This window comes from Clostridium sp. D33t1_170424_F3 (assembly GCF_015667585.1).
Classification (GTDB): domain Bacteria; phylum Bacillota; class Clostridia; order Oscillospirales; family Acutalibacteraceae; genus Anaeromassilibacillus.
The window spans coordinates 92,077-114,220 of record NZ_JADPEG010000006.1; the positions used below are offsets into that span (position 1 = coordinate 92,077).

At 52.9% G+C, this 22,144-nt stretch carries 18 protein-coding genes; 14 read left to right on the top strand and 4 right to left on the bottom strand.

Annotated elements, in window-relative coordinates:
• Positions 1–8 precede the first annotated feature (8 nt).
• From I4V53_RS05590 to I4V53_RS05615, 6 genes are all read left to right on the top strand, one after another.
• Entirely contained in the window at positions 9–785 is a 777-nt protein-coding gene (locus I4V53_RS05590) for an enoyl-CoA hydratase-related protein (RefSeq protein ID WP_195984399.1), read from the top strand.
• 96 nt (positions 786–881) lie between these two features.
• Positions 882–1,721, top strand: coding sequence for a 3-hydroxybutyryl-CoA dehydrogenase (locus I4V53_RS05595; protein WP_195984400.1), 840 nt, complete (start codon positions 882–884; stop codon positions 1,719–1,721).
• A gap of 39 nt (positions 1,722–1,760) precedes the next feature.
• Complete coding sequence (locus I4V53_RS05600) at positions 1,761–2,900, top strand: acyl-CoA dehydrogenase (protein WP_195984401.1); 1,140 nt, start codon at positions 1,761–1,763, stop codon at positions 2,898–2,900.
• A 29-nt stretch (positions 2,901–2,929) separates the two neighbouring features.
• Positions 2,930–3,712 (top strand): electron transfer flavoprotein subunit beta/FixA family protein, encoded by a 783-nt coding sequence (locus I4V53_RS05605; RefSeq protein WP_050698232.1) that lies wholly within the window; start codon positions 2,930–2,932, stop codon positions 3,710–3,712.
• Between the two features lie 57 nt (positions 3,713–3,769).
• Positions 3,770–4,786: an electron transfer flavoprotein subunit alpha/FixB family protein gene (locus tag I4V53_RS05610; protein ID WP_195984402.1), complete on the top strand. Its 1,017-nt coding sequence runs from the start codon at positions 3,770–3,772 to the stop codon at positions 4,784–4,786.
• A gap of 430 nt (positions 4,787–5,216) precedes the next feature.
• Positions 5,217–6,389 carry a sensor domain-containing diguanylate cyclase gene (locus I4V53_RS05615; protein WP_195984403.1) on the top strand — a complete coding sequence of 391 codons (1,173 nt, stop codon included), beginning with the start codon at positions 5,217–5,219 and terminating at the stop codon, positions 6,387–6,389.
• 144 nt (positions 6,390–6,533) lie between these two features.
• On the opposite strand, the gene I4V53_RS05620 is transcribed toward I4V53_RS05615, so the two are convergent.
• Positions 6,534–8,093, bottom strand: a complete 1,560-nt coding sequence (locus tag I4V53_RS05620; protein ID WP_195984404.1) for an acyl CoA:acetate/3-ketoacid CoA transferase — start codon at positions 8,091–8,093, stop codon at positions 6,534–6,536.
• A gap of 149 nt (positions 8,094–8,242) precedes the next feature.
• Positions 8,243–8,839: a manganese efflux pump MntP gene (locus I4V53_RS05625; protein WP_195984405.1), complete on the bottom strand. Its 597-nt coding sequence runs from the start codon at positions 8,837–8,839 to the stop codon at positions 8,243–8,245.
• Between the two features lie 231 nt (positions 8,840–9,070).
• Between I4V53_RS05625 and hisH the strand changes: the two genes are divergently transcribed.
• Complete coding sequence (gene hisH, locus I4V53_RS05630; RefSeq protein ID WP_195984406.1) at positions 9,071–9,688, top strand: imidazole glycerol phosphate synthase subunit HisH; 618 nt, start codon at positions 9,071–9,073, stop codon at positions 9,686–9,688.
• 13 nt (positions 9,689–9,701) lie between these two features.
• Positions 9,702–10,460 (top strand): imidazole glycerol phosphate synthase subunit HisF, encoded by a 759-nt coding sequence (gene hisF, locus I4V53_RS05635; RefSeq protein WP_195984407.1) that lies wholly within the window; start codon positions 9,702–9,704, stop codon positions 10,458–10,460.
• Between the two features lie 119 nt (positions 10,461–10,579).
• Here hisF and I4V53_RS05640 read toward each other — a convergent pair whose 3' ends face one another.
• Together I4V53_RS05640 and gdhA are read right to left on the bottom strand one after the other, a co-directional pair.
• Positions 10,580–11,620 carry a PTS sugar transporter subunit IIC gene (locus tag I4V53_RS05640; RefSeq protein ID WP_353616481.1) on the bottom strand — a complete coding sequence of 347 codons (1,041 nt, stop codon included), beginning with the start codon at positions 11,618–11,620 and terminating at the stop codon, positions 10,580–10,582.
• A 212-nt stretch (positions 11,621–11,832) separates the two neighbouring features.
• Complete coding sequence (gene gdhA, locus I4V53_RS05645; protein ID WP_195984408.1) at positions 11,833–13,164, bottom strand: NADP-specific glutamate dehydrogenase; 1,332 nt, start codon at positions 13,162–13,164, stop codon at positions 11,833–11,835.
• Positions 13,165–13,617: 453 nt separating this feature from the next.
• Between gdhA and glnA the strand changes: the two genes are divergently transcribed.
• From glnA to carB, 6 genes are all read left to right on the top strand, one after another.
• On the top strand, positions 13,618–14,949 hold the full coding sequence (glnA, locus tag I4V53_RS05650; protein WP_195984409.1) for a type I glutamate--ammonia ligase: 1,332 nt from the start codon (positions 13,618–13,620) through the stop codon (positions 14,947–14,949).
• A gap of 55 nt (positions 14,950–15,004) precedes the next feature.
• Positions 15,005–15,553, top strand: coding sequence for an ANTAR domain-containing response regulator (locus tag I4V53_RS14145; protein ID WP_195984410.1), 549 nt, complete (start codon positions 15,005–15,007; stop codon positions 15,551–15,553).
• A 39-nt stretch (positions 15,554–15,592) separates the two neighbouring features.
• A complete protein-coding gene (gene dapF / locus I4V53_RS05660; protein WP_195984412.1) occupies positions 15,593–16,429 on the top strand; it encodes a diaminopimelate epimerase in 837 nt (278 codons plus the stop codon).
• 68 nt (positions 16,430–16,497) lie between these two features.
• Positions 16,498–17,715 carry an LL-diaminopimelate aminotransferase gene (locus tag I4V53_RS05665; protein WP_195984414.1) on the top strand — a complete coding sequence of 406 codons (1,218 nt, stop codon included), beginning with the start codon at positions 16,498–16,500 and terminating at the stop codon, positions 17,713–17,715.
• Positions 17,716–17,821: 106 nt separating this feature from the next.
• A complete protein-coding gene (locus tag I4V53_RS05670) occupies positions 17,822–18,898 on the top strand; it encodes a carbamoyl phosphate synthase small subunit (RefSeq protein WP_195984416.1) in 1,077 nt (358 codons plus the stop codon).
• A complete protein-coding gene (gene carB, locus I4V53_RS05675; protein ID WP_195984418.1) occupies positions 18,895–22,113 on the top strand; it encodes a carbamoyl-phosphate synthase large subunit in 3,219 nt (1,072 codons plus the stop codon). The genes I4V53_RS05670 and carB overlap by 4 nt, the downstream gene beginning before the upstream one ends.
• The last annotated feature ends 31 nt before the right edge of the window (positions 22,114–22,144 follow it).

The window sequence follows — 22,144 nt, forward strand, 5'->3', positions numbered from 1 at the left end:
ATTAAAACATGAGCTTTGTGAAATATGAGCAGACGGGCTTTGTGGGCGTTATGACCATTGACCGCGAAAAGGCTCTGAATGCATTGAATTCCGAGGTCCTGGCTGATCTGGAAGCGACGATCGACGCGATTGATCTTGACGCGACCCGCTGTGTGGTTCTCACCGGCGCAGGCCAGAAGTCCTTTGTCGCCGGCGCGGACATCGGCGAGATGAGCACCCTGACCAAGGCGGAGGGCGAAGCTTTCGGCAAGAAGGGCAACGATGTGTTCCGCAAGCTGGAGACTTTGCCGATCCCGGTGATCGCGGCTGTCAACGGTTTTGCACTTGGCGGCGGCTGCGAGCTGTCCCTAAGCTGCGACATCCGCCTGGCTTCCGAGAACGCGGTATTCGCACAGCCGGAAACCGGTCTGGGCATCACCCCTGGCTTTGGCGGCACGCAGAGACTGGCCCGTACAATCAACGTCGGTAAGGCGAAGGAAATGCTGTATGCCGGTACGAAGGTAAAGGCGGACGAAGCGCTCAGCCTCGGCCTTGTCAATGCGGTGTATCCGGCGGATGAGCTGATGGGCGCGGCGATGAAGCTGGCGGAGAAGATCGCGAGAAACGCTCCGATCGCGGTCCGTGCTTCCAAGAAGGCTGTCAATGACGGCCTCCAGGTCAACATCGACGAAGCGATCGTCATCGAAGAGAAGCTCTTTGGCAGCTGCTTCGAGACAGAGGATCAGAAGAACGGCATGACCGCTTTTGTTGAAAAGCGCAAGCCGGAACCGTTTGTCAATCGATAAGTTCGTTTCCGCAGCAGGTACTGCGCCGCATGGCTGGCGCAGTACCTTTATACGGGATTTTAACATAATCAACAATGATTCAGGAGGTTTTTCATCATGAAAATTGGCGTTATTGGCGCAGGCACCATGGGCTCCGGCATTGCACAGGCATTTGCACAGACCGAAGGTTATGAAGTAAAGCTCTGCGACGTAAAGGCGGAGTGGGCAGAAGGCGGCAAAGCAAAGATTGCAAAGGGCCTCAATAAGAGAGTTGCAAAGGGCAAGATGGAGCAGGCTGCCGCAGATGCGATCCTGGCGAAAATCACCACCGGCACCAATGAGATCGTCGCGGACTGCGACCTCGTTGTGGAAGCCGCTCTGGAAAAAATGGAGCTGAAGAAAGAAATCTTCAAGCAGCTGGAAGCCATCTGCAAGAAGGATTGCATCTTCGCCACCAATACATCCTCCCTGTCCATCACAGAGATTTCCAACGGCCTTGACAGAGCGGTTGTCGGCATGCATTTCTTCAATCCGGCTCCGGTTATGAAGCTGGTTGAGGTTATCGCCGGTGAGACCACTCCGGAAGAGACCGTGAAGAAGGTTATTGAAATCTCCGAGAGCATCGGCAAGACCCCGGTGCAGGTCAACGAAGCGGCTGGCTTTGTTGTCAACAGAATCCTGATCCCGATGATCAACGAAGCAGTCGGCATCTATGCAGAGGGCGTTGCTTCCGTTGAGGGAATCGATACCGCGATGAAGCTCGGTGCAAACCATCCGATGGGCCCGCTCGCTCTGGGCGATCTGATCGGCTTGGACGTCTGCCTGGCAATTATGGAAGTTCTGCAGGCTGAGACGGGCGATCCGAAATACCGTCCGCATCCGTTGCTCAGAAAAATGGTCCGCGCCGGCAAGCTCGGCCAGAAGACCGGCAAGGGATTCTACGATTACACCAGATAAGAAATTGTTTGGCGTAAATTTGAATTTGGAGGAACAGGTATGGATTTCGTACTGAGCAAAGAACAAGAAATGGCCCGTACGCTCTTCAGAGAGTTTGCGGAAAATGAAGTAAAGCCCCTTGCACAGGAAGTGGACGAAACGGAGCGTTTTCCGGCTGAAACTGTTGAGAAGATGCAGAAGCTCGGCTTCCTGGGCATTCCGATGCCGAAGGAATTCGGCGGCCAGGGCTGCGACACGCTGACTTATGTGCTCTGCGTGGAAGAGCTTTCCAAGGTTTGCGGCACCACCGGCGTTATCGTTTCCGCGCATACGTCTCTGGGCGCGGACCCGATCAAGAAGTTCGGCACCCCGGCGCAGAAAGAAAAATATCTCCGCCCGCTGGTTTCCGGCGAAAAGCTGGGTGCGTTCGGTCTGACAGAGCCGGGCGCGGGCACGGATGCTTCCGGCCAGCAGACCAAGGCGGTTCTTGAGGGCGACCACTATGTCCTCAACGGCAGCAAGATCTTCATTACCAACGGCGGCAAGGCCGATATTTATATTATCTTTGCGATGACCGACAAGAGCAAGGGTACAAAGGGTATTTCCGCGTTCATCGTGGAGAAGGAGTTCCCGGGCTTTAAGATTGGCACCAAGGAGAAGAAGATGGGTATCCGCGGTTCCTCTACTACGGAGCTGATCTTCGAGAACTGCATTGTTCCGAAGGAAAACCTCCTCGGTCAGGAAGGCAAGGGCTTCGGCATTGCCATGCAGACCCTGGACGGCGGACGTATCGGTATTGCGGCGCAGGCGCTCGGCATTGCGGAGGGCGCGCTGGAAGAAACTGTAAACTATGTCAAGGAAAGAAAGCAGTTCGGCAGACCGATTGCGAAGTTCCAGAACACGCAGTTCCAGATTGCCGACATGGCAACCAAGATTGAAGCAGCCCGCTATCTGGTATACCGCGCGGCGGTTGCGAAGGACACGCAGAAGCGTTTCTCCGTAGAGGCTGCGATGGCAAAATTGTATGCCGCGGAAGTAGCGATGGAAGTAACCACCAAAGCGGTACAGCTCCACGGCGGCTATGGTTACACGAGAGAATATCCGGTTGAGCGCATGATGCGCGATGCCAAGATCACAGAGATCTACGAAGGCACCAGCGAAGTGCAGCGCATGGTTATTTCCTCTAACGTAATTAAATAGTCGATAAAGGCCAAAAGGAGTGAAATTTGTTGAATATCGTAGTTTGCATTAAGCAGGTTCCGAATACCAATGAAGTGAAACTGGACCCCGTTACCGGTACCCTGATCCGTGACGGCGTGCCGAGCATCATCAATCCGGATGATAAGGCGGGTCTGGAAGCCGCTCTGCGTCTGAAGGACGCACAGGGCGCGCATATCACAGTTGTTTCCATGGGTCCCCCGCAGGCGGACGCCGCGTTGCGTGAGGCGCTGGCAATGGGCGCGGATGAGGCAATCCTCGTTTCCGACAGAGCGTTCGGCGGCGCCGACACTTGGGCTACCTCCACAACGATCGCCGCTGCGATCAAAAACCTCAAGTATGATCTGATCATCACAGGCCGTCAGGCGATCGACGGCGATACCGCACAGGTTGGCCCGCAGATTTCCGAGCACCTCGGCATTCCGAACATCAGCTATGCGGAGGACATCCAGGTAGAGGGCGATTCCGTCATTGTCAAGCGTCAGTATGAGGATCGCTATCACATCGTGAAAGCGAAAATGCCCTGCCTGATTACCGCTCTGACCGAGTTGAACAAGCCGCGTTACATGACGCCGGGCGGTATCTTCGATGCATACAGAGAAAAAGAAGTCAAGGTTTGGGGCCTGAAAGATATTCAGGTTGACCAGGCGAATATCGGCCTGAAAGGCTCACCGACCAGAGTTTTCCAGACATTCACAAAGAGCTTGAAGGCGGCTGGCACGGTTGTCCAGCTTGATCCGGAAGAGTCCGCGGATTACATGATTGAAAAGCTCAAGGAGAAGTTCATCATCTAGTTTGCAGTGTGAATTCGTTTTTATATCATTCAGTAATTGAAAGTGGTGAGCAAAATAATGAATATTCAGGATTATCAAGGCGTATTTGTATTTATCCAGCAGGTTGATAATAAAATCACCGGCGTTTCATATGAGTTGCTCGGCAAAGCGAAGGAGCTTGCCGCCGACTTGGGAACCGAAGTCACCGCTGTTCTGCTTGGCTATCAGGTGGAAGAGCTGTGCCCGAAGCTTGCCCGCTACGGCGCGGACAAAGTCGTTCTGGTGGATGACAAGGCTTTGGAGCCCTATACCACAGAGCCTTATACCCATACGATGTACAATGTAATTGAGAAGTATAAGCCCGCTGTGGTTCTCTACGGTGCAACGGCGATCGGCCGCGACCTGGCGCCGCGCGTGTCCGCCAGAGTGCATACCGGTCTGACCGCAGACTGCACGAAGCTGGAAATCGATCCGGAGAACAAGAACCTGAAGATGACCAGACCGGCGTTTGGCGGCAACATCATGGCAACCATTGTATGTCCGGAGCATCGTCCGCAGATGGCGACGGTCCGCCCTGGCGTCATGCAGAAGATTAAGCCGGTCGACGGCGCTTCCTGCCCGGTGGAAGCGTTCAATCCCGGTTTTGAGCCGAACAATAAGAACGTGGAAGTTCTGGAAGTCATCAAGAAGGTCAGCGATAAGATTGACATTCAGGATGCAAAGATTCTGATTTCCGGCGGCCGCGGCGTTGGCTGCCCGGAGAACTTCAAGCTGCTGCAGGATCTGGCCGACGTTATTGGCGGCGAGGTCAGCGCGTCCAGAGCTTGTGTTGATGCAGGCTGGGCGGAAAAGGATGTTCAGGTTGGCCAGACTGGTAAAACCGTCCGTCCGAACCTCTACATTGCGTGCGGTATCTCCGGTGCGATCCAGCATCTCGCCGGCATGGAGGATTCCGATGTGATCATCGCGATCAACAAGGACGAAAATGCCCCGATCTTTGAAGTGGCGGATTACGGTATTGTTGGCGATGTTGCAAAGGTTCTGCCGATCTTCACAGAGAAGCTGAAGGAAGAACTGGCGCTCCGCAACGCGTAATTTTTGGAAAAGTAAAACACCCTTCTGCACGAATTTGTGTAGAAGGGTGTTTTTCATTACATTAAGAAAATAGCCAGAATTTCCGGTTCTGGACGCAACAAAAATTCATTCCTGCCAGACCAATTGAAAAGTATTTAAAGATGGTAAAACGAAACTGTTTTATTACATCGGGAAAACCATCAGGTTTTCCACCTGTGAATGCAGTAAAAACTTCTTTTCTGCTGAGTCAACCAAAAAGCACACAAAAATCATGTATATAAAGCCATTTTATGAATTTTTATAAACTTATCCCGCTTATTTGATAATTTATGAAGAAAACGATTGGTTTTGTAGTATAATGGAAAAACAGAATGTTTGAAAGGCGTGCGGGGTAGGTATGAAAAAAAAGCGGTTAACGATCCATCTGTTGTGCTGTGCGGAAAGTCTGATTTTGCTGGTTTTGATTATGTATACAACGCTTCATCTGCGGGAGCAGAGTCCTTTTGCTTGGATCATCTGGGGGTTGCTTCTGGCATTGATGGGAATCGGAATTCTTACAGAGGTTCTGTTTTATCAGTGGCATATCAACCCTTTGAAAAAACTGCGAGCTGCATTTGTCCGTCTTGTTCATTCGGAAGACCAGGAAGCAGTTCCGGAGGACGCAAACGCTGATCTGCTGGAAATAGGCGGCTTGATTCAAAAGGAGTGCGAGCGCATACAGAATCAGCTGGAGTATTCTGAGCAGCGCTATCGCCTTATGGCCAAGCTTTCCAACGATGTAATATTTGAGTTTGATTTAAAAAATGATACAATCTGCGATTCCAATGACTGGAATATTTTGGCGAGCGGGAAACAATTTGTGCAGGGAACGATTGACCAAAAGGTGGTTCATCCAGAAGAAGCAGACCTGTTTTATGATTTTTTCCGGGGTCCGCAGACTGTTGGGGAGTTGAAAGAGGTTCAGCTTCGGTTATACTCGCGAATCTGCGATGCTTACGAATGGACGCAGATTCGCGGTATTGTTTTGGGTGATCGGGAAGGGAAACCGGAAAAAATTTTAGGGCGAAGGCTGAACATCGATAAATTGAAAAAGGAGTCGGAGGGCCTGCGTGAAATGGCGCAGCGCGACTCGACGGGGCTCTATAACAAGCTGACAGCGGAAACACGCATTCGGCAGATCCTTGCCGGGGAGCCTGAGCAATCCTGTGTCCTGCTCCTCATTGATATTGACCACTTTAAAAAGGTCAATGATACGCTGGGGCATCAGGTAGGGGATGAAGTTATACAGGAAATTGCCCAAAAATTGGATGCTCTCTTCCGGGAAGATGATATTATTGGTCGTTTTGGCGGGGATGAATATATTGTTTTATTAAAAGGAAGGCCTGTTTTCCCCCGCGATGGAATCTGTAATTGCTGTAACAGGATCATTAATGTTTTCCACAACGCGGAGGTCGGAAAGAAATACGGCTATTCGCTTTCCTGTTCTATTGGGGTCGCTCTTTATCCGGAGGACGGTACAGATTTTGAAACGCTGTTCCAAATGGTGGATCAGGCGCTCTATACGGCGAAACGTTTGGGAAGAGACCGTTTTGCTTTTTATCAGGAAGATACCGCAAAGCAGTAAAGAGAAACTGTACCACATGGCGTGATATATAAAAATTCGATCAACATGACGATTCCCCCCGCTTATGGCGGGGGGAATCACTTTTTTATCTTATCAATTTTTCCGAGATAAAACATGCATGGTGATACAGATTCTTGTATCTGTTTATTTAGACAATCCCATTTTATCCTCTTTGAAAATACGCGCATCCATCGGTTTTAAATCAGGAGAAACAAGCGGCTTTTGCGGCATGTGCGCAAAAATGTCTTTTTCAATATCGACGCCGGGCGCATATTCAATCAGAGTGAGCCCGTCCTCTTTGAGCTCGAAAACAGCGCGTTCCGTAATATACATAACCGGCTGGCGGTTCTTCTTGGCGGTTTTGGCGCTGAATGTAATATGTTCCAGATCGGTCTTGAATTTATCAATGCTGCCGTCGGAGAGGATATGCAACACACCGTCTTTGACTTCGGTTTTTAACCCTTTTGCCGTAAAGGTACCGCAGAAGAAAAGCTGTTTGGCATTCTGGGAGATGTCGATAAATCCGCCGCAGCCCGGCAGCTTTACGCCAAATTTGGAAACATTGACGTTACCTTCGGTATCGCCCTCCGCGAAGCCGAGGAACGCCTGGTCCAGGCCGCCGCCCTGATAGAAGTCAAACATGGAGGGCTGGGACATAATGCAGCGCGGGTTAAGGCTGGCGCCAAAGTCCAGACCGCTCTGCGGGCTGCCGCCGGTCAGACCGGATTCTACTGTCAAAGTAAAGTCGTTTAAAATACCTTCTTCTGTTGCTACGGAGGAGATATATTCCGGGATGCCGATTCCCAGATTGACGACGCCGTTCTTTTTGAGCTCCAGCGCGGCACGGCGTGCAATAATCTTCTTCGGGGACATGGGGGCGGGGGTAAACTCACCGGCGCCCATGCGGTGCTCGCCGGAAAAGCCGGGATTGTACTGGGTGCCGAATGTCTGCATGTGATATTTCATATCGCTGACAACCACAACGGCGTCGACCAGAATGCCGGGAACTTCTACCTTCTGCGGGTCCAGAGAACCGGCTTTGACCACGCGCTCCACCTGTGCGATGACAGTGCCGCCGGAATTCTTACAGGCCTGTGCGACCACCAGCGCTTCCGCTTTGACGCCCAGATGTTCCATAGAGATATTGCCGTCCTCATCGGCGTAGGTGCCGGAGATGATCGCAAAGTTTACCGGCTGGTTCTTATAGAACAGATATTCTTTTCCGCCGATTTCCATCAGCTCTACCAGATCTTCCTGCTCTCGAGTGAGATCGTTCAGCTTGCCGCCCAACAGGCGGGGATCGACAAACGTACCCAGCCCGACGTGCGTAATGGTGCCGGGCTTATGCGCGGCCGCGTCGCGGAACATGTGTGCGGTGACGCCCTGCGGGAAATCGTACGCAATGATTTTGTTTTCTGCAACCATTTTGCCGAGCTTGGGAGCCAGTCCCCAGTGTCCGCCGATTGCGCGGCGCACCATTCCTTCATGCGCAAAATGGTTCAGGCCTTTATCCTTTGAATCGCCTTGTGCGGCGCAAAAAAGCAAAGTCAGATCATTCGGAGCGCCCGTCTCCAAAAAGCGCTGCTCAACCGCCATGGCGATTTCTTCCGGGAAGGAAGCGCCAATGAATCCATTCGTCGCCAGATTTACTCCATTGGGGATCAGATCCGCTGCCTCTCTGGCAGTCAATACTTTTACAGACATGAGCAGTCCTCCCATTAAACTTCTTTTCAACTGTTTATTTGCTTGTTAATATTATATCATACTGAGGAAGAAATTCAAGGGAGAATCCTGCTTTTCCAGTAGGAATCTGTAGATTTATCGCTTTTAAACAAAGTCGCCTGCAATTGTTCTCAAAGGATAAACATGTGTTCCAGATGTTCCAGAAATATTTTGCATCCGATTACAATTAGAACGATTCCGCCAATGACTTCTGCTTTGTTGCAGAATAGTGTGCCAAATTTTTTTCCGATTGCAATCCCACAGGCGGATAAAAGGAAAGTAATTAAGCCGATCAAAGACACAGACAGCAGCATCGCCGGAAGGGTGGCCGCGCCGACAGCGGTTGGCAGGATGATCCCGGTAGCGAGCGCATCGATACTGGTTGCGACCGCCAATGCCATAACGGTTCTAAATCCGATTGTCTCTCTTTGACATTCCACAGCGCCTTCTTTCTGTTTTTTCCGCGCTTCCAGCAGCATTTGAATGCCGATGTAGGACAACAAAATAAGGGCGATCCAGTGGTCTACGCTGCTGATCAGGCCTTCGCCGGCTTTACCGATGCCCCAGCCAATCATGGGCATTCCGGCCTGAAAAAGACCGAAGCTGACCGCCAGTTTTGCTGTAAATTTGGCGTCGACCTGTCTGGTGACGGCGCCGTTTGTAATGGATACCGCGAAGGCATCCATGGAGAGTCCGACCGCAATGCCAATCAAAGATATGTAATCCATTTCTCTACCCTCATCCTATCATCGTTCATGTTGTTCGCCTGTTTGGTCAGGGGCCAATAAGAGAGTATGTACTGATCCGGTAAAAAATGCCCATCTGCCTGCCAATCCATAAGGCAGGAAATTTATTTTACAAAATGTTTGCCTTTTTGTCACGCGAATGGTAAAATAAATGATAGTTTAGCTTAGCAATGTGTGAAAGTATACGAACATGAAAAGACAGGGGGAACAGCAATGATAGCGGTGATTGACTACGGAGCGGGGAATCTGCAAAGCGTGGTAAAAGCGTTTCATTATATAGGCTGTGATGTGAAAGTGACGGCGGACAAAGAGGAATTGATGGAAGCGTCGGCAGCAATTTTACCTGGGGTGGGTGCGTTTGGCGATTCGATGCGATGCTTAAACCAGTCGGGGATGGTGCAGCCGGCGCTGGATTTCATTGAAAGCGGAAAGCCGTTTTTGGGGATTTGCCTGGGCTTGCAGCTTTTGTTTGAGGGAAGCGAAGAGGATCCCGGTGTCCCCGGATTGGGCGTGTTAAAAGGAAAGATTTGCAAAATCCCGGAAAAAGGCCAATTAAAGGTTCCCCATATCGGGTGGAACTCGCTGAATATCCGCAAGCCGGAAGGGCTTTTTCAGGACTTGGAAGAGAATCCGTATGTGTATTTTGTTCACTCGTATTATTTGCACGCGGAAGACCGCGACGTCGTTTCCGCAACAACGGAATACGGCGTACAAATTGACGCCGCCGTTCAAAAAGGCAATCTGTTTGCCACGCAATTTCATCCGGAGAAGAGCGGACGCACGGGACTGAAGATGCTGAAAAACTTTGTATCCCTGATAGACCGGGATTGAGGAGGAAGACGCCATGTATGCAAAAAGAATTATTCCGTGTTTGGATGTCAATAACGGGCGTGTGGTGAAAGGAACCAATTTTGTCAATCTGGTAGACGCCGGAGACCCGGTTGAAGCAGCGAAAGAGTACGACCGCCAGGGAGCGGACGAGCTGGTGCTGCTGGATATTACCGCTTCCGCACAGGCGCGGGGCATCATATTGGATATTGTCAGTAAAGTGGCGGATTCTATTTTTATTCCCTTCACGGTGGGCGGCGGTATCCGCACCGTGGACGATTTTACAGCCTTGCTGCGCGCCGGTGCGGATAAGGTTTCCGTCAATTCCGCAGCAATTAAAAATCCCGCGATGATCGGTGAGGCGGCTGCAAAATTTGGCAGCCAGTGCGTGGTGTGCGCGATTGATGCGAAGCGGAAGCCGGAAGGCGGATGGACGGTTTATCTGAACGGCGGACGCGTGGACACCGGATTGGACGCTGTGGAGTGGGCAAAAAAAGCGGCGAGTCTGGGCGCAGGGGAGATTCTGCTGACCAGCATGGATTGCGACGGCGTAAAGAACGGGTATGATTTAGAACTGACTGCCGCTGTTTCAGGAAGCGTCAATATTCCGGTTATTGCTTCCGGAGGAGCCGGAAAGCTGGAGCACTTTTATGACGCGTTTACCGAGGGGAAAGCGGACGCAGTCCTTGCTGCATCGCTGTTCCATTTTGGAGAAATCAGTATACCGGAGTTGAAGACGTACTTGACTGGGAAGGGAATATCTGTCAGAAAATAAACACAGGGAAAGATGAAAAGCCGCTCACAGTTGTGAGCGGCTTCCGTTCTTCATATAAAACCACCCGCGATGGAACTGTCCTTTGATCTTGGTACAGTTCATTGACGGGTGGTTTTACTTTACACGTTAATTTTCATATCGCCTTCCTTAATCCATCCGATTTTGCGCAGGGCAAAATCAATCAGAAGCGTCAGGATGGCGGGCGCAATAAAGTGCATCAGAATCACCTCTACCCAGATCTGCCACTGCGGCATGGTTCCGCTCATCGCTGCGAATGCACCGAACTGGCCAACCAGTCCGCTGGTGCCCATACCGGCTCCGGTCGCAGTATTGGTCATTCGAAACACGCAGGTGGAAATGGGGCCGAGAATCGCGCTGGCCAGCGTGGGGGCGATCCAGATCTGCGGTTTGCGCATAATGTTGCTGAATTGCAGCATGGAAGTTCCGATTCCCTGAGAGAGCAGGCCGCCCCATTTGTTTTCACGAAAGCTCGCCACAGCGAACCCGATCATCTGGGCGGAACAGCCGACCACAGCGGCCCCGGCGGCAAGTCCATTGAGGTCCAACATGATGCAAAGCGCCGCAGAGCTGATCGGCGCAGTCAAAACCATACCGACAATTGCAGAGACCAAAATACCCATCGGCAGAGGGGAGAGCTCTGTCGCGTGGTTGATGACCGCTCCAAGACCGCTCATGAAGCTCTGGATGTAAGGGCCGACCAGCTGGCCGGCAATACTGCCGGTGATGATTGTCACCATTGGCGTTACCACGATGTCCACCTTGGTTTTACCACTGACCAGGCGCGCCAGCTCCGCACCGACCACCGCCGCGACATATGCGCCCACCGGACCGCCGGCCTGGTAGCCGAACGCGCCGCACACCACACAGGAAAACACCACCAGGGGCTTGGATTTCAGTCCCCAGGCAATCGCCGCGCCGATGGCGGAACCAACTACCGGAGAGGACGCGGCAGCCATTGCGGAATAAGGCTCCAGAAAGGAGAGAAAGGGAATCTTACCCAGCTGGGACATGATCAGTCCGATGATGAGAGAGGAAAACAGGCCCAGCGCCATCGCGCTCATCGCATCGATAAAGTACCGCTGAAAAAATTTCTTTACCAGCTGAAGCGCCTTGTTGTCCGTTGTTTTTTCCATTTCCATGTTCTGCACCCATTTCTAATATATTTTGTTCCGCCTCCTGTAAAGCGGCAAACAAATCCGGACAGACAGAAAAATAGCGGCTATGCGGGAATAAAACCCACATAACCGCTACTTCTTCTACAATACCGGATATGGTTGGTTGGTTCACACCGCGCACGCCTCGCCAGCAGCGCGGGAATCATGACAATATTACGCGATATAAAAAGCTAAAATCAGATGACGCCTTCCGCCATCATGGTATCTGCGACCTTTACAAAGCCCGCAATGTTGGCGCCCACAACGTAGTTCTTCGGATAGCCGTACTTCTCCGCGGCATCCGCAGCGTTTTTAAAGATGTCCTCCATGATGCCCTTCAGCTTGGAATCCACTTCATCGAAGCTCCAGTGAAGACGCATGCTGTTCTGGCTCATCTCCAGAGCGGAGGTTGCCACGCCGCCGGCGTTGCTGGCCTTGCCCGGGGCAAAGAGGACATTGTTTGCCTGCAGGTACTCGGTCGCCTCAATGGAGGTCGGCATATTCGCGCCTTCTGCAACCGCGTAAACGCCGTTGGCAACCAGCATCTTCGCGTCGTCGATCAGCAGTTCATTCTGGGTTGCACAGGGCAGCGCGATGTCGCACTTTACGCTCCAGACGCCCTTGCCTTCGTGATACTCAGCGTTCGGACGGTAGCTCTTGTACTCGCTCAGGCGGGCGCGCTTAACTTCCTTGATCTCCTTGATTGCCGCAAGGTCGATGCCTTCCGGATCGTAAATCCAGCCGGTGGAATCGCTCATGGTGACTACCTTGCCGCCCAGCTGCTGTGCCTTCTGGCAGGCGTAGATCGCCACGTTGCCGGCGCCGGAGATGGCGATGGTTGCACCATTGATGCTCTTACCGTTCGCTTTCAGCATGGCGTCGGTGAAATACAGCAGACCGTAGCCGGTTGCTTCTGTACGGGCGAGGGAACCGCCAAAGTTGAGACCTTTGCCGGTGAGTACGCCTTCAAAGGCATTGCGGATTCTCTTATACTGGCCAAACAGGTAGCCGATCTCGCGGCCGCCCACGCCGATGTCGCCCGCCGGGACGTCGGTATCCGGGCCAATGTGGCGATAGAGCTCTGTCATAAAGCTCTGGCAGAAGGCCATGATCTCGCGGTCGGATTTGCCCTTCGGATCAAAATCGGAACCGCCCTTGCCGCCGCCGATCGGCAAACCGGTCAGGGAGTTCTTGAAAATCTGCTCAAAGCCAAGGAACTTGATAATTCCAAGGTTGACGGACGGATGAAAACGCAGGCCGCCTTTATACGGACCGATCGCGGAGTTGAACTGTACGCGGTAGCCGCGGTTGACCTGTACCTTGCCGTTGTCGTCCACCCAGGCGACGCGGAATTTGATCTGACGCTCCGGCTCTGTGATTCTCTCCAGAATACCGGCCTTTTCGTACTGGGGATTCTGCTCAATCACGGGCTCGAGGGATTTCAGAACTTCTGTGACAGCCTGAATGAATTCCGGCTCGCTTTTGTTCAGGCGGATGACGTTTTCCAACTGTTCGCTCACATAAGACATACTTACACAGCCTCCTATATTTCATTTCCATTCATTAGTATACCCGCAAAGCCACGGTCCGCTGCGCGGAGCAGGGTAACATTATTGTTAGAATACGCATGAAAAAACGGCAGTTTGCAGGCTCCATTTTTTTTACTTCAACAGTTTAGCATATAGATACCGCTTTTTCAAGGTTTTCTTGTGGGAAAATCAAAGTTTTTTCAAGTGTTTTGCAGGAAAACAGAGTGGATGTTGCATGATGCCTGTGTTTTCGCCGGAAATCGGAGGAATAATTTTCAAAATTTGTGCATAAACATAAATCGAATCCTGCCCCGTAAAAATGATTGACACAACCTGTCAAATAGAATAAAATAAAAACGATATACGGCTGATTTTCGCAGCCACAGTAATTTGACAAGGAGGTTCTGCATTCAGGAACAGCCTTGTTATTTTTATTTTTAGGGGGATACGGCTTTGAGCAAATACACCAAGGAAGACATCATCAGGATCATCCGGGAAAACGACGTCAAATTTATCCGGATGCAGTTTACAGACATCTTTGGTACACTGAAAAATGTTGCAATCACAACGAGCCAAATTGAAAAAGCGCTGGACAACAAATGCATGTTTGATGGTTCTTCCATTGAGGGCTTTGTGCGTATTGAGGAGTCCGATATGTACCTCTGGCCGGACCTGGATACCTTTGTCATTTTGCCCTGGCATACGCAGCGCGGCAGAATTGCACGTGTGATCTGCGATGTGTATAAGCCGGACGGCACTCCGTTTGAGGGCGATCCGCGCTATATCCTTAAAAAGGCGCTCAAAGAGGCTGCAGATCTGGGCTACAGCTTCAATGTCGGCCCCGAGTGCGAATTTTTCCTGTTCAATACGGATGAATACGGTCATCCCACCACCATTACGCATGACACGGCGGGCTATTTTGATATGGGCCCCTCCGATCTGGGAGAGAGCTGCCGCCGCGATATCTGCCTGACGCTGGAGGAAATGGGCTTTGAAATTGAGGCTTCCCACCACGAGGTGGCGATCGCCCAGCATGAAATCGACTTTAAATACAGCGAGGCGTTGTCCGCCGCGGACAACATCCTTACCTTTAAAATGGTGGTAAAGTCTGCCGCGGATTCCCACGGGCTGTGCGCCACCTTTATGCCGAAGCCTGTCTATGGGCAGTGCGGTTCCGGCATGCATACCAATATGTCGCTGTTTAAAGACGGTAAAAACGCGTTTTATGATTCCGATTCGGAATCGGGCCTGAGTGAAATCGCCCATCAGTTTATCGCAGGCATCGACAAGCATGTCAAAAGCATCTGCGCGCTGACCAATCCGCTGGTAAACTCCTATAAGAGACTGGTACCCGGTTATGAAGCGCCCTGCTACATTGCCTGGACCACCAGCAACCGCAGCGCGTTGATCCGCGTGCCGGACACCCGCGGTGTTGGAACGCGCGTGGAGCTCCGTTCTCCGGACCCTGCCTGTAACCCGTATCTGGTATTTGCCCTGCTGCTGCAGGCGGGCCTGGAAGGTATTAAAAATAAGCTGACGCCGCCGGACCCGGTATCCGTCAATATTTACGACATGAAAGAAAAAGAACGCATCGCGAGCGGCATCGAAAATCTGCCGGCAGACCTGATTGAGGCGGTCGACTGCATGGAGGCGGACCCGTTTGTCAAAGAGGTGCTGGGCGACCATGTCTACAGCAAATATATTGAGGCGAAGCGTCAGGAATGGAAGGAATACACCACGCGCGTTTCTCAGTGGGAGATTGAGCGCTATCTGAATAAATTTTAAAATATGATCGTGAATCTCTTTTTGCAGGCGTCCAACTGGATCGGAGTTGGAAAATGTGAGGAATATTATAGTTGCAAATGCGAATATTGAAAATGCCAGGAAAATTGCTTCTGTTCTGAAAACGGCGGGATTCCCGATGCCCACTGTTTGCAACACAGGCGCGCAGGTCATGCAATTGATGGGCCGGAGCTGCCGCGGCGGCGTGGTGGTTTGCGGCGTTAAGCTGCGGGATATGCAGGCGATTGGTCTGCCGAAGATGGCAGAAGAAGGGTTTGAATTCCTGTATATTTCCAGAGGGCAGGTATCCATCGAATGGGAGCACCCCTACTTGCTGCTGCCGCTCAATCGCGCGGTTTTGATCGCTTCTGTCACCATGCTGCAAAGGATCCACGAGGGAAGCAGCCTGAATCTGAAAAAGCGCATCCAGTCCTGTGGGATGGATGAAAAGCAGATTGTCGATCGGGCCAAACAGCTTCTGATTTACCGATGCAACCTGTCGGAGTCTGCTGCACACCGTTTTTTGCAGAAGCGCAGTATGAATTCCAGCAAGAAACTATGTGAAACCGCAATGCTGGTGTTGGAGACGTTGGGCGCTTCCTCATAGGGCCAATGGCTCTAAACCGGACAGAAAGGGGAACAAACAATGCAATTTACAAAAATGCATGGCATTGGCAACGACTATATTTATGTAAACTGCTTCCAGCAGACGCCCGAGCATCCGTCGGAGCTGGCTGTAAAGTTGAGCGACCGTCATTTCGGCGTGGGTTCGGACGGTCTGATTTTAATCCAGCCTTCCGACGTGGCGGATTGCAAAATGGAGATGTTTAACGCCGACGGCTCCATCGGTATGATGTGCGGCAACGGCATCCGCTGCGTGGGGAAATATGTCTATGACCGGGGACTGGTTAAAAAGGATGTTCTTCAGGTGGAAACCCGGAGTGGGATTAAAACGCTTCATTTAAATGTACAAAATGGAACGGTTTCCTCTGTGCGCGTCAACATGGGTCCGCCGGAATTGGAGGCTGCTAAAATCCCGGTGCGGTTTGCAAAACAGCGGGTGATCAACGAGGCGGTGCAGTCGCCGTCCGGAAACATCTGGTACATCACCTGTGTTTCCATGGGAAACCCGCATTGCGTGGCCTTTGTTGAGGATGTGGACGGCTTGGACCTGCCGCGGTTTGGCCCGGAAATGGAACACCATGAGATGTTTCCTGAACAGGTCAATATGGAATTTGTACGGGTGATCAGCCCGGAAGAAATCCAGATGCGCGTCTGGGAGCGTGGCTCCGGGGAAACCTGGGCATGCGGAACCGGCGCCTGCGCCAGTGCGGTGGCGTCCGCCTTGAACGGTAAAACCGGCCGAAGGGTAACCGTCCATCTGAAGGGCGGCGATCTGGTGGTCGACTGGGACGAACAGACAAACAATGTATTTATGGAAGGACCCGCAACGTTTGTTTTTGACGGGACCGTAGAAATCTGATATAATATCCTATTGGGTCATATAAGAACAGAAAAAGAAAAAGTCAGACGAAAAGGGGGTTTTTTCATTTGTTGAAGGTCAACCAAAATTTTGTAAAGCTTCCCGCAAGTTATCTGTTTGTAGATATTAAAAATAAGGTAAATGCGTTTACCGAGCAGAATCCGGACATGGAAATCATCCGTCTGGGCATCGGCGACGTGACGCGTCCGCTGCCGAAGGCGGTTGTGGAGGCCATGTGTGCCGCCGCCCGGGAAATGGGGGAGGCGGAGACGTTCCGCGGCTATGGACCGGAAGCGGGCTATGCTTTCCTGAGAGACGCCATCGCAAAGCACGATTTTCAGGCGCGCGGGGTCGATATTTCCGCAGATGAAATCTTTGTCAGCGACGGTGCGAAGAGCGATACCGGCAGCATCGGCGATATTTTTGGAGTTGACAACGTCGTGGCGGTTTGCGATCCGGTTTATCCTGTCTATGTGGATACCAACGCGATGGCGGGACGCGCCGGCGATTACGAAGAGGGCAAAGGCTGGAATAAAATTGTCTATATGCCCTGCAAGGAAGAAAACAACTTCCTGCCGGAGCTGCCCACGCAGCCGGTGGATATGATCTACCTCTGTTTTCCGAACAATCCCTCCGGCGTCGGTATCACCAAAGCGGAGTTGAAAAAGTGGGTGGATTACGCGCTGGCGAACCAGTCCATTATTCTCTACGACGCGGCCTATGAGGCCTTTATAACCGAGCCGAATATGCCGCACAGCATCTATGAGGTGGAAGGCGCAAAGAAATGCGCCATTGAATTCCGCAGCTTCTCCAAAACCGCTGGCTTTACCGGAACGCGCTGTGCGTTCAGCGTTATTCCAAAAGAGCTGGAATACGACGGCGTTTCGCTGAATCAGCTTTGGGACAGACGCCAGTCCACCAAGATGAACGGTGTTTCCTATGTGGTGCAGCGCGGCGCGGAAGCGGTTTATTCCGAAGAGGGCCAAAAGGAAGTGCGCGCAAATATCGCGTATTATCTGAATAATGCAAAAATTATCCGCGAAGGGCTGCAGAAGGCCGGATTTACCGTTTACGGCGGCGTCAATTCCCCTTATGTATGGCTGAAAACGCCGGCGGGTATGACCTCCTGGGAATTCTTTGACCTGCTGTTGCAGAAGGCGGGCATTGTTGGCACGCCTGGTTCCGGTTTTGGCGCCGGCGGGGAAGGCTTCTTCCGTTTGACTTCCTTTAATACAAAAGAGAATACCGAAAAAGCTGTGCAGAAAATCGTGGAAGCGTTCAGCTGATCGAATGGTGACAAAGTCAGCCCCGCTCCGTTTGGAGTCCGGGGCCATTTGGCTGTAAATATCCCGAGAACGGGACCCTGAATAAAAAGAAACGGTTGGTGATTGAATGAAAGCACTCCTTATGCTCGAAAATGGCATGACATTTGAGGGCACGGGCTTTGGTTATGAACACGACGTCGTGTGCGAGGTCGTGTTCAACTCCGCGATGTGCGGGTATACCGAGCTCCTCACGGACCCGTCGTATGCGGGACAGGGCGTTGTCATGACATATCCGCTTGTCGGCAATTATGGGATCTGCTACGATGACGCGGAATCCACAAAGCCGTGGCTGGGCGCGTTTATCGTGCGCTCTGTCTCCGGCATTGCAAGTAATTTCCGATGCGATGTGGATCTGGACACGTATCTGAAGCAGAACAAGGTTCCGGGCCTTTGCGGCGTGGACACCCGCGCGCTGACGCGCGTCCTGCGTGAAAGCGGCACAATGCGCGGCATGATCGCGTACGGCGACAGGATCGATCCCGACTCCATGAAAAAGCAGATTGAGGCGTTTGTACTGGAATCCCACGTACCGGCGGTCAGCGACCGCGAGGGGAAACTCTACGGCGATGGCCCGATCAAAGTCGCTTTGGCGGATTACGGCGTCAAACACAACATTATCCGCTGCCTGGTGAAGCGCGGCTGTACGGTCAAATGTTTCCCGTACGACGCGACGCTGGAAGATTATCTGGCCTTTGCGCCGGACGGTGTGATGCTCAGCAACGGCCCCGGCGACCCGCAGGCCTGCGCGAAGTCCATTGCGGAGCTGAAGCGCATTTATGCGCACGGCATACCGACCTTCGGCATCTGTCTGGGACACCAGCTGATGGCGCTGTCGCAGGGCTGCGATACATATAAGCTGAAATACGGGCACAGAGGCATTAATCACCCTGTGAAGGACCTTTCTACCAACCGGGTCTACATCTCCTCTCAGAACCACGGCTATGTTGTCAATGCCGAATCCGTAAACCCCGCCGTTGCGGATGTCAGTTTCATCAGCATGAACGACGGCAGCGTCGAGGGCCTGCGTTATAAAAACGGCAAAGTGTTCACGGTACAGTTCCATCCGGAAGCTTCCTCCGGTCCTCTGGATACCGGATTCTTGTTTGACCGATTTATTGATTTGATGGGAGGGAGCCGTATATGAGCAAGAGGAAAGAGATTAAAAAGGTCGTCATCATCGGTTCCGGCCCGATCATCATCGGACAGGCCGCGGAGTTTGACTACGCGGGCACACAGGCCTGCCGTGCCATCCGGGAAGAGGGCGTCGAGGTTGTCCTGATTAACTCCAACCCGGCAACCATCATGACGGACAAGCAGATTGCGGACAAGGTCTATATTGAACCGCTGACGGTGGAGACGATCAAGAAAGTCATCATCAAAGAGAAGCCGGACAGCATCCTGCCGACCCTGGGCGGCCAAAACGCGTTGAACCTGGCGGTGGAACTGGAGGAATCCGGTTTCCTGAAAGAGCACAACGTGGAAATGATCGGCACCAGCGCGGATACGATCCGCATGGCGGAGGACCGCGAGCTTTTCAAAGAGGCCATGGAGCGCATCCACCAGCCCTGCGCGGAGAGTGAAATTGCAGAGGATCTGGATCGCTGCCTGCAGGTGGCGGACCGCATCGGGTACCCGGTGGTCGTGCGTCCGGCGTATACGCTGGGCGGCAGCGGCGGCGGCATCGCGTATGACCGCGAGCAGCTGATTTCCATTGCGTCTCTGGGATTGCACCGCAGCCGTGTGCACCAGGTGCTGATTGAGCGCTGCATCTCCGGCTGGAAGGAAATTGAATACGAAGTGATGCGCGATAAGAACGGCAACTGCATCACGGTTTGTAATATGGAAAACTTTGATCCGGTCGGCGTCCATACGGGCGACTCCATCGTTGTGGCGCCCTGCCAGACGCTGGCGGACAAAGAGACCCAGATGCTGCGCAGTGCGGCGCTGGATATTATCACCGAGCTGAAGGTGGAAGGCGGCTGCAACGTGCAGTTCGCGCTGAACCCGAACAGCTTTGAATACTGCGTGATCGAGGTGAATCCGCGTGTGAGCCGTTCCTCCGCGCTGGCTTCCAAGGCGACCGGCTACCCGATTGCGAAGGTTGCGTCCAAAATTGCGCTGGGTTACACGCTCGATGAAATTCAGAACGCGATTACACAGAAGACATACGCCTGCTTCGAGCCGACGCTGGATTACTGCGTCGTCAAGATTCCAAAGTGGCCGTTCGATAAATTCCAGAACGCGAAGCGCCTGCTGGGGACGCAGATGAAGGCGACGGGCGAGGTCATGGGCATTGCGCCGACCTTTGAATCCGCGTTGATGAAGTCTGTGCGCGGCCTGGAAATCAACATGACCAGCCTGATCGACAAGAACCTGAAGAGCCTGACCGACGACGTTCTGGCGGAACGCCTCCATGTGGTGGACGACCGCAGACTGTTTGTTCTGGCGGAGGCGCTGCGCCGCGGATTTACCGCGGAGGAAATCCACCACATCACCAAGATCGACCTGTGGTTCCTGGACAAGCTGGTGGAAATCATCAATGTGGAAAAGGCATTGGCGGGCGAGGAGCTGGACCGCGCGCTGCTTTATAAAGCGAAGGATTATGGCTTCCTCGATCAGACCATTTCCGAGTTGAGCGGAAAGTCCGTGGAAGAAATCCGCGCGCTGGAAAACGAGTGGAACATAAAACCCGTCTATAAGATGGTTGACACCTGCGCGGCGGAGTTTGACGCGGCCACACCGTATTATTATTCCAGCTATGGTGCGGAAAACGAATCCGTGTGCAGAAGCGACCGCAAAAAGGTCCTGGTTATCGGTTCCGGCCCGATCCGGATTGGACAGGGCATCGAGTTCGACTTCTGCTCCGTCCACAGCGTCTGGGCGCTGCGCGACTTGGGCTACGAAACCATCATCATGAACAATAACCCGGAAACCGTCAGTACGGACTTCGATATTGCGGACAAGCTGTATTTTGAGCCGCTGACCCCGGAGGATGTGCTCCATGTGGTGGAGCTGGAAAAGCCGGACGGCGCTGTGGTCCAGTTCGGCGGACAGACCGCCATCAAGCTGGCCGGTGCGATCGAGGCGATGGGCGTCCCGATTTTGGGCACCTCCTTTGACAGCATCGACGCCGCGGAGGACAGGGAGCGCTTTGACGCGATCCTCAACGAGTGTGAGATTCCGCGCGCGGCAGGCCGCACCGTGTTTACCTGTGCGGAAGCCCTTGTGGCGGCCAACGAGCTGGGTTACCCGGTTCTGGTGCGTCCGTCCTATGTGCTGGGCGGTCAGGGCATGCACATCGCCTACAGCGACGAGGATGTGATCGAGGACATCGGCATCATCAATCAGATCGCGCAGGAGCATCCTATCCTGGTCGATAAATACATCATGGGCACGGAGGTCGAGGTCGACGCGGTCTGTGACGGTGTGGATTCCGTCATTCCGGGCATCATGCAGCATATCGAACGCGCCGGCGTCCACTCCGGAGACAGTATTTCCGTCTACCCGGCTATCGGCGTTTCCAAGGATATGCAGGACATCATTGTGGAATATACCCGCCGCCTGGCAAAGGCATTGAAGGTCAAGGGCCTGCTGAACATCCAGTTTATCGTCAAAGACAACGAGGTCTATGTCATCGAGGCCAACCCGCGTTCGTCCCGTACGGTGCCGTATATCAGCAAGGTGACCGACATCCCGATCGTTCCGCTGGCGGTTGGCACGTTCTTCGGCAAGACCCTGCCCGAAATGGGCTTTGAGTACGGCCTTCAGGCCGAAAAGGACCTGATCGCCATCAAGATGCCGGTGTTCTCTTTTGAAAAGCTGTACGGCGCGGACGTCAACCTCGGGCCGGAGATGAAGTCCACCGGCGAGGTGCTCGGCGTGGCGCGGACCTTTGACGAGGCGCTGATTAAGTCCTTCTACGGTGCGGGAACGCACATGATCAAGAAGGGCAATGCCATTATCACGGTCAAGAACAGCGATAAGCAGGAGGTGCTGCCCATTGCGCGCGGTCTCTATGAGCTGGGCTGGACCATTTACGCGACGGCCGGAACGTCGGATTTCCTGAACGACAACGGCATCCCGACGATCCGCACCAACAAGATCGGTGCGGAAAAGCCGGATATTCTGGACCATATCCTGTCCGGTAAGATCAATCTGGTGATCAATACGCCTTCCAAGGGCGTTTCGCATAACCGCGACGGCTACCTGATCCGCCGCAACGCGGTGGAAGCGGGCATTCCCTGCCTGACCTCTCTGGATACGGCGAACGCATTCCTGACCTGCGCGCAGAATGTGGATACGACGCAGCTCTCCGTCATTGACATCACCAAGGTATCCAGCTTCCTGAATTTTATCTAACCGGTTTCGCCGGGAGTTCATACTCCCGGCA

What these genes read in the sequence shown, in the direction of transcription:
- I4V53_RS05595 (WP_195984400.1), top strand. Translation starts at nt 882, where the DNA reads ATGAAAATTGGCGTTATTGGCGCAGGCACCATGGGCTCCGGCATTGCA.
- I4V53_RS05600 (WP_195984401.1), top strand. Translation starts at nt 1,761, where the DNA reads ATGGATTTCGTACTGAGCAAAGAACAAGAAATGGCCCGTACGCTCTTC.
- I4V53_RS05610 (WP_195984402.1), top strand. Translation starts at nt 3,770, where the DNA reads ATGAATATTCAGGATTATCAAGGCGTATTTGTATTTATCCAGCAGGTT.
- I4V53_RS05640 (WP_353616481.1), bottom strand. Translation starts at nt 11,620, where the DNA reads ATGGAAATGGAAAAAACAACGGACAACAAGGCGCTTCAGCTGGTAAAG.
- hisH (WP_195984406.1), top strand. Translation starts at nt 9,071, where the DNA reads ATGATAGCGGTGATTGACTACGGAGCGGGGAATCTGCAAAGCGTGGTA.
- gdhA (WP_195984408.1), bottom strand. Translation starts at nt 13,164, where the DNA reads ATGTCTTATGTGAGCGAACAGTTGGAAAACGTCATCCGCCTGAACAAA.
- I4V53_RS05670 (WP_195984416.1), top strand. Translation starts at nt 17,822, where the DNA reads ATGAAAGCACTCCTTATGCTCGAAAATGGCATGACATTTGAGGGCACG.
- hisF (WP_195984407.1), top strand. Translation starts at nt 9,702, where the DNA reads ATGTATGCAAAAAGAATTATTCCGTGTTTGGATGTCAATAACGGGCGT.
- dapF (WP_195984412.1), top strand. Translation starts at nt 15,593, where the DNA reads ATGCAATTTACAAAAATGCATGGCATTGGCAACGACTATATTTATGTA.
- I4V53_RS05625 (WP_195984405.1), bottom strand. Translation starts at nt 8,839, where the DNA reads ATGGATTACATATCTTTGATTGGCATTGCGGTCGGACTCTCCATGGAT.
- carB (WP_195984418.1), top strand. Translation starts at nt 18,895, where the DNA reads ATGAGCAAGAGGAAAGAGATTAAAAAGGTCGTCATCATCGGTTCCGGC.
- I4V53_RS05590 (WP_195984399.1), top strand. Translation starts at nt 9, where the DNA reads ATGAGCTTTGTGAAATATGAGCAGACGGGCTTTGTGGGCGTTATGACC.
- I4V53_RS05620 (WP_195984404.1), bottom strand. Translation starts at nt 8,093, where the DNA reads ATGTCTGTAAAAGTATTGACTGCCAGAGAGGCAGCGGATCTGATCCCC.